Source organism: Actinosynnema sp. NPDC059797 (genome assembly GCF_042732085.1).
In the GTDB taxonomy this organism is placed as follows: Bacteria; Actinomycetota; Actinomycetes; order Mycobacteriales; family Pseudonocardiaceae; genus Actinosynnema.
Genome location: NZ_JBHWIE010000370.1, coordinates 1 through 6,787, shown reverse-complemented (window position 1 = coordinate 6,787; position 6,787 = coordinate 1). Strand labels below are relative to the sequence as shown.

The following is a 6,787-nucleotide window of genomic DNA, read 5'->3' as shown; positions in this document are numbered from 1 at the left end:
CCCGGCGACTGGATCGGCACGTCCCGGTACCCCGACCCGAACGACAACGACGCGGCGGAGGCGGGCTGCTCCGCGCCGTTCACCACCGCCCGCACCGTGTACGACGCATCGGCCGCCGCACCGTTGTCCAGGTAGTTGGTCGAGGCGGTGACCGGGGAGGAGTTGACCTTCGTGCCGCCCCGGTAGACGTTGAAGCCGACGTTCTGCGGGTCACCCGCCAGCAGCCGCCAGCTCACCAGGTTCCCGCTGCCCGACCGGACGCTGGTCAGGCCGCGATCGAGGTTCTCGACCTGGCGCCCGTTCGGGCCGGGGCCCGGGTTGTCGCCGACGCGCACCAGCTGCCACCTCTGGTTGGCGCCGTCCAGGTCGGTGTACTGGGAGATCCGGGCGCCGTCGGCGGTGGACCACTCCCACACCTCCAGCGCCTTGCCGCTGTTGCGGTTGATCAGCCGCACGTCGCCGTCGGCCGAGTCCTGGAGCCGGAACTGCTGGTTGGTCCCGTTGGTGTCGCTCCACTGGACGACGTTGGCCCCGTCCGCGGTGGATCGACCCTCGACGTCGAGAACCTTGCCGCTGTGCCGGGACTTCAACCGGTAGTAGCCGCCACCGGAGTCCACGAACTGCCACTGCTGCCACGCGCCGTCGTTGCGCGGCCACTGCACGATCGGCGCGCCGTCGCCCGTGGCCAGCTCGTAGACGTCCAACGCCTTGCCGCTGTGCCGGTTCACCAGGACGTACGAAGCGTTGGTGTCGACCACCGCCGCGGACGCGGGCTGCGTCACGGCGGTCGTGGCACCCAACACCACGGCGATGGCCGCGACGGCCACCCCGATCCTTCTCATGTGATCCTCCACGTTGAGGAAATGGGCAGGAGCCCAGGTGCCCGGCACCGGCACGCCCATGGCCGGGACAATGAGCGCTGTTAACGCTAACAGGGTGACCTGCCGGAACCCAATACCCAGTTCCGAGACAAGCGCGATTCACCTGTCGAATGCATTCGACAATGGACTGCCGATCGGTGTTAGCGGTAACACTGCCAATCTCGGAAAGCGCGGAAGCGCGCTCAGCGCGCCACTCCCCCCGCCAACGCGGCCCGGGTCTCCCCGGCGATCTCGACGTCTTCGCGCGCGGTGACCACCCAGACCCCGCTGCCGATCCAGGCGTCACCCGAGGCGGCGGTGTTGGCGTGCGGGTCCAGGTCGAGGCCGAGGAATGCGAGGCCGTTGATCACGCGGGCGCGGAGTTCGGGGTCGTGTTCGCCGATGCCGCCGGTGAAGACGAGCAGGTCGAGGCCGCCCATGGAGGCGGTCATGGTGGCGATGCCCTGGCGTAGGCGGTGGGTGAAGACGTCGAGGGCGAGGGCGGCGTCGGTGGAGCCGGCGGCGATGGCGGTGTGGAGGTCGCGGAGGTCGGCGTGCCCTGACAGGCCGAGGAGTCCGGAGTGGTGGTTGAGGCCGTCGGTGAGTTGGTCGGGGGTGAGGTGGTGGAGCAGGTGCAGCAGGAGGCCGGGGTCGAGGTCGCCGGGGCGGGTGGCCATGGGTATGCCGCCCAGTGGGGTGAAGCCCATGGTGGTGTCGACGGAGCAGCCGTGGTGGACGGCGGTGAGGGAGCAGCCGGCGCCGAGGTGGCAGGTGACCACGCGGGTGCCGCCGCCGGCCAGTTGGACCGCGTGGCGGGAGGCGTAGGCGTGGGAGAGGCCGTGGAAGCCGTGGCGTTGCAGGCCCCAGCGCTCGCGCCATTCCGCCGGCAGGGGGTGGGTGGCGGCGGCGGGGGGCAGGGTGTGGTGGAAGGCGGTGTCGAAGCAGGCCACGTGGGGCAGGTCGGGGAACAGTCTCAGCGCTGCGTCGATGCCGGCCAGGGCGCGGGGTTGGTGTAGGGGCGCGAGGTCGGTCAGGGCGGTGATCTCCTCGCGCACCCCGGGGGTGATGACGGCGGGTCGGGTGAAGCGGGTGCCGCCGTGGACGACGCGGTGGCCCACGGCGTGCACGGGCGGCAGGTCCAAGTCGAGGTCGGGGGTGCCGTCCCAGTGCTCGACGTGGTGCCGGGCGAGGACCTCGTCGTCCTGGCCGAGGACGCTGAGCTTGAGGCTGGAGGAGCCCGCGTTGACGACCAGCACGTTCATCAGTACGGCCAGGTCCAGTCGCGGATCTCGGGCAGGTCCTCGCCGTGTTCGCGGATGTAGGTGTGGTGGCGGTTGCGCTGGTCGACCATGTGCTGGCGCAGGCCGGCGGCCTTGACGCCCAAACCGGGGACGCGGTCGATGACGTCGATGACCAGGCGGTAGCGGTCGAGGTCGTTGAGCACCAGCATGTCGAACGGTGTGGTGGTGGTGCCTTCTTCCTTGTAGCCGCGGACGTGGAGGTTGTGGTGGTTGGTGCGCCGGTAGGTCAGGCGGTGGATCAGCCACGGGTAGCCGTGGTAGGCGAAGATGACCGGCTTGTCCGGGGTGAACAGGGCGTCGAACTCGCGGTCGGGCATGCCGTGCGGGTGCTCGGTCTCCGGTTGCAGCCGCATCAGGTCCACGACGTTGACCACCCGGATGCGTAGTTCGGGCAGGTGCTCGCGCAGCAGCGCGGTGGCGGCCATGACCTCCATCGTCGGCGCGTCGCCGGCGCAGGCCAGCACCACGTCCGGCTCGCTCAGCCCGTCGTCGGTGCCCGCCCACTCCCAGATGCCCGCGCCGCGGGCGCAGTGCAGCGCGGCCTCCTCGGGGCTCAGCCAGTCGGGGGTGAGGTTCTTGCCGGCGACGACGACGTTGACGTGGTCGCGGCTGCGCAGGCAGTGGTCGGCGGTGGAGAGCAGGGTGTTGGTGTCCGGTGGCAGGTAGACCCGGACGACCTCGGCCTTCTTGTTCATCACGTGGTCGATGAAGCCGGGGTCCTGGTGGGAGAAGCCGTTGTGGTCCTGCCGCCACACATGTGAGGACAGCAGGTAGTTCAGCGAGGCGACCGGGCGTCGCCAGTCCAGGGCGCGGTGGGTCTTGAGCCACTTGGCGTGCTGGTTGAACATCGAGTCCACGATGTGGATGAACGCCTCGTAGCAGTTGAACACCCCGTGCCGGCCGGTGAGCAGGTAGCCCTCCAGCAAGCCCTGGCACAGGTGCTCCGAGAGCACCTCCACCACCCGACCGTCGTGCTCCAGGTGCTCGTCGGTGGGCAGGCGGTCGGCCAGCCACTGCCGGGCAGTCACGTCGAACACCGCGTCCAGCCGGTTCGACGCCGTCTCGTCGGGGCCGAACACCCGGAAGTTGCGCTCGGCGGCGTTGAGGGTGATCACCTCGCGCAGCATCCGGCCCAGCACCCGCATCGGCTCCGAGGCGGTGGTGCCGTGCTTGGCCACCTCCACCGCGAACGGCGCCATGCCCGGCAGGCGCAGGTCGCGCAGCAGCAGGCCGCCGTTGGCGTGCGGGGTCGCGCCCATGCGCAGCCCGCCGCGCGGCGACAACGCCAGCAACTCCGGCTTCGGGCGCCCGTCGGCGTCGAACAGCTCCTGCGGCCGGTAGGACTTGAGCCAGTCCTCCAGCAGCGCCAGGTGCTCGGGGTTGTCGCGCACCCCGGCCAGCGGCACCTGGTGGGAGCGCCACGTGCCCTCCACCGGCACACCGTCCACGACGCCCGGGCCGGTCCAGCCCTTCGGCGTGCGCAGCACGACCACCGGCCACCGCGGACGCTCGACCTCGCCACCCGCTCGCGCCGCCTCCTGGATGCGCCCGATCTCGTCGAACACCTCGTCCAACACCTGCGCCATGCGCGGGTGCAACACCGCCGGGTCGTCACCCTCGACGTAGTGGGGGGCGTAGCCGTAGCCGCGCAGGAGCGCGTCCAGCTCCTCGCGCGGGATGCGCGCCAGCACCGCCGGATTGGCGATCTTGTAGCCGTTGAGGTGCAGGATCGGCAGCACCGCCCCGTCGTGCGCGGGGTCGAGGAACTTGTTGCCGTGCCAGCTCGCGGCCAGCGGACCGGTCTCGGCCTCCCCGTCACCCACCACGCAGGCCACCACCAGGTCCGGGTTGTCGAACGCCGCCCCGAACGCGTGCGCCAGGGAGTACCCCAGCTCGCCACCCTCGTGGATGGAACCCGGCACCTCCGGCGCGACATGGCTGGGCACCCCACCCGGGAAGGAGAACTGCCGGAACAACGTCCGCATCCCCTCACCGTCACGTGACACGTTCGGGTGAGTCTCGGTATAGGAACCCTCCAACCACGTATTGGCCAGCAACGCCGGACCCCCGTGACCCGGACCGGTGACGAACAACACGTCTCGGGAGCGGTCGTTGATCACCCGGTTGAGGTGGGCGTAGACGAAGTTCAGGCCCGGCGTGGTGCCCCAGTGGCCCAACAACCTCGGCTTGATGTGCTCCGGCGACAGCGGCTCGGTCAGCAGCGGGTTGTCCAGCAGGTAGATCTGCCCCGCCGAGAGGTAGTTGGCCGCCCGCCAATAGGCGTCGACCAGGTCGAGGTCGATGGTTCCGGACTGTGACATCGCGCTTCTCCTGCCTGAGTCGGGGTGCTGCGATCAAGACTGCCGACGGAACCGATCCAGCCCCAGGGACCGCGTCCCCGAGCCGGGCAGGACCTTCGTCCCTGAACAGATGACCTGTGACGGTGTCGGCCCGCATGCGGCAGGACACAGGGTTGGGCCATGAACAAGACGCCTCGCATCACGACAGTCACCGTGGCCGGGTTCGTGGCGCTCAACGCGATCGCCGGCAGTATCGGTTTCCTCGGCGGCGGTATCGACATGGGCCCCGCCATCACGGCCCGCTTTCCCTGGCACAGCCCCGTGGTCGCCGGGATTTCGCTGTTGTTGGCGATCGGCGTGCCGATGACTGCCGTGGTCGTCCTGGCGCTGCGCCGCGACCGCCGCTGGAGCGGCGCGGCGGTGATCGCAGGACTGCTGCTCATCACCTGGATCGTCGTACAGGTCGTGGTGATCCGCACTTTCAGCTGGATGCAGCCCGTCTCGGTGCTCGCCGGGCTGATCGTGCTCGTCGCCGGCCGGTGGAACGGGGAGGCGTCGGAGGTCCCTGTTGATCAGGGACCTTCGCCCGCGTCGCCCGACCACCGTCGGGACGAGGCTTGGAGGTGAAGACGAGAGCAGAAGGAGACAGAGCCATGACGGCGTTCGCCCACCCCCGCAAGACCAGCCTCACCGCTGCCACCGGTAGCGACGTGGTCGCCGCCGCGACGGCGACCCGTGCCGAGGCCAGCGCGATCGCGTTGGCGGTGTTGCGGGTTGCGGCCGGTTTGGTGTTCCTCTGGGCGTTTCTGGACAAGGCCTTCGGGTTCGGCTATGCCACGAAGGCCGCCAATGCCTGGGTCGACGGTGGTTCGCCGACCAGGGGTTTCCTCGGCCGCGTCGCGGTGGGGCCGTTGGAGTCGGTCTTCCACGCCATGGCGGGCGTGTGGTGGGCGGACTGGCTGTTCATGCTGGGTCTGCTGGGTGTCGGTGTCGCGGTGACCGCGGGTATCGGTCTGCGTCTGGCGGCGGTCGCCGGGACGGTGATGATGTTGCTGATGTGGGCCGCGGAGTGGCCCCTGGCCCGGTTCACCTCGGCGGGCGAGCCGACCATGTCGACCAACCCGTTTATCGACTACCACGTCGTCTACGCCCTCGTCCTGATCGTCGTGGCCGCCGCCGGGGCCGGGGTCAGGTGGGGGCTGGGCCGCTGGTGGGCCCGGCTGCCGATCGTCCGCGACCACACCTGGCTCCGATGAACCACACCGGGTGGGTGGGCCGACCGGCCCACCCGCACCGGAGCTCTCAGGATTGGGAGGCACGAACATGAGCGGGACGAAGAAGATCGTCGTCGGTGTGGACGCCTCGCCCGCCGGTGCCGCGGCGCTGGAGTGGGCGGTTCGGCACGCCGAGGGCGGCGTGGTCCTGGCGGTGTCGGTGTGCCGGATGTTCCCCGAGGTCTGCGGCGGTGGCAACGCCTTCCACAGCGCGCACCGCAGGGTCCTGCACGAGGCCGTCGAGGCGCTGGGACCGATGGCGGGCGCACAGGTCGAGCAGGCCGTCGTGGACGGCGAGCCCGGCCCCGTGCTGGTCGAACTGGCCGACGGTGCCGACACCCTCGTGCTGGGCGGCCACCAGTACCACCGCGGTGACGTGGCGGTGGTCGGCTCGGTCATCACCTACTGCGTGCGGCACGCGACGTGCCCCGTCGTCGTCGTACCGGCAGGGGAAGGCGACGACGGCGCCGGTGCTCGCGTGCACGCGGTCGCACAGGAGTTCCGGTGACCTGGCCGCTGCGGACCCGGCGCCCTCACCGCAGAAGCGGGTGACCGCGCCGTCCCGTAGCGCTGCAGCTGGTCGGATGACGACCGGCTCGGGCATTGACGGAGCACCGGCTCGGTGGCCTACCTCCGCCCCCAGCCGAACCAGGCCACCGGGCCGATGAAGTTGATGCCGATGACCAGCGCCCACCACCGCTTCGACCCGTTGACCGCCGAAGCCGGGCGTCGGGCCAGGTCCGCCCACGCCGCCGCGGCCAGGCCGACCTGCACCGCCGCCAGCACCGCGACGACGCGCCGTTGCGCGCGGGACAGCTCGCTCCACTTCTCCACCATGCCGCCGATCCTGCCCCGGCCTGCCCGCACCCGCGCGGGAGCGGAGGTCCCTTCGGTACCTGTCACCCGATCCGGTCACAGACGCGGCCCGGGTGGGCACGGACCTCCCTCCATCCCGGAAGGGAGGAGGGTCCGCACGTGGAGGGCTACTTGGTTTCGACCTTCGCCAGGGGCGTCTTCCGGCTTTCCAGGGTTTTCGCGGCGATGTCCCAGGA

Annotated in this window: 7 protein-coding genes; 3 read left to right on the top strand and 4 right to left on the bottom strand. The window is 70.5% G+C overall.

Features of this window, described 5'->3' with window-relative positions; translation table 11 throughout:
- The 3 genes from ACFV4N_RS37335 to ACFV4N_RS37325 form a co-directional block, all read right to left on the bottom strand.
- Positions 1-842: RICIN domain-containing protein (locus tag ACFV4N_RS37335; RefSeq protein WP_499677392.1), on the bottom strand; the 842-nt coding region annotated here is incomplete at its 3' end.
- A gap of 221 nt (positions 843-1,063) precedes the next feature.
- Positions 1,064-2,122, bottom strand: coding sequence for an acetate/propionate family kinase (locus ACFV4N_RS37330; RefSeq protein ID WP_499677391.1), 1,059 nt, complete (start codon positions 2,120-2,122; stop codon positions 1,064-1,066).
- Complete coding sequence (locus ACFV4N_RS37325) at positions 2,122-4,482, bottom strand: phosphoketolase family protein (RefSeq protein ID WP_499677390.1); 2,361 nt, start codon at positions 4,480-4,482, stop codon at positions 2,122-2,124. The genes ACFV4N_RS37330 and ACFV4N_RS37325 overlap by 1 nt, the downstream gene beginning before the upstream one ends.
- Positions 4,483-4,641: 159 nt before the next feature.
- Between ACFV4N_RS37325 and ACFV4N_RS37320 the strand changes: the two genes are divergently transcribed.
- From ACFV4N_RS37320 to ACFV4N_RS37310, 3 genes are all read left to right on the top strand, one after another.
- Positions 4,642-5,088: a hypothetical protein gene (locus ACFV4N_RS37320; RefSeq protein WP_499677389.1), complete on the top strand. Its 447-nt coding sequence runs from the start codon at positions 4,642-4,644 to the stop codon at positions 5,086-5,088.
- Between the two features lie 26 nt (positions 5,089-5,114).
- Positions 5,115-5,717, top strand: coding sequence for a hypothetical protein (locus ACFV4N_RS37315; protein WP_499677388.1), 603 nt, complete (start codon positions 5,115-5,117; stop codon positions 5,715-5,717).
- A gap of 67 nt (positions 5,718-5,784) precedes the next feature.
- On the top strand, positions 5,785-6,243 hold the full coding sequence (locus ACFV4N_RS37310) for a universal stress protein (protein ID WP_499677387.1): 459 nt from the start codon (positions 5,785-5,787) through the stop codon (positions 6,241-6,243).
- 119 nt (positions 6,244-6,362) lie between these two features.
- Here ACFV4N_RS37310 and ACFV4N_RS37305 read toward each other — a convergent pair whose 3' ends face one another.
- Positions 6,363-6,572, bottom strand: coding sequence for a PLDc N-terminal domain-containing protein (locus ACFV4N_RS37305; protein ID WP_499677386.1), 210 nt, complete (start codon positions 6,570-6,572; stop codon positions 6,363-6,365).
- Between the last annotated feature and the right edge of the window lie 215 nt (positions 6,573-6,787).

What these genes read in the sequence shown, in the direction of transcription:
- ACFV4N_RS37330 (WP_499677391.1), bottom strand. Translation starts at nt 2,122, where the DNA reads ATGAACGTGCTGGTCGTCAACGCGGGCTCCTCCAGCCTCAAGCTCAGC.
- ACFV4N_RS37325 (WP_499677390.1), bottom strand. Translation starts at nt 4,482, where the DNA reads ATGTCACAGTCCGGAACCATCGACCTCGACCTGGTCGACGCCTATTGG.
- ACFV4N_RS37320 (WP_499677389.1), top strand. Translation starts at nt 4,642, where the DNA reads ATGAACAAGACGCCTCGCATCACGACAGTCACCGTGGCCGGGTTCGTG.
- ACFV4N_RS37315 (WP_499677388.1), top strand. Translation starts at nt 5,115, where the DNA reads ATGACGGCGTTCGCCCACCCCCGCAAGACCAGCCTCACCGCTGCCACC.
- ACFV4N_RS37310 (WP_499677387.1), top strand. Translation starts at nt 5,785, where the DNA reads ATGAGCGGGACGAAGAAGATCGTCGTCGGTGTGGACGCCTCGCCCGCC.
- ACFV4N_RS37305 (WP_499677386.1), bottom strand. Translation starts at nt 6,572, where the DNA reads ATGGTGGAGAAGTGGAGCGAGCTGTCCCGCGCGCAACGGCGCGTCGTC.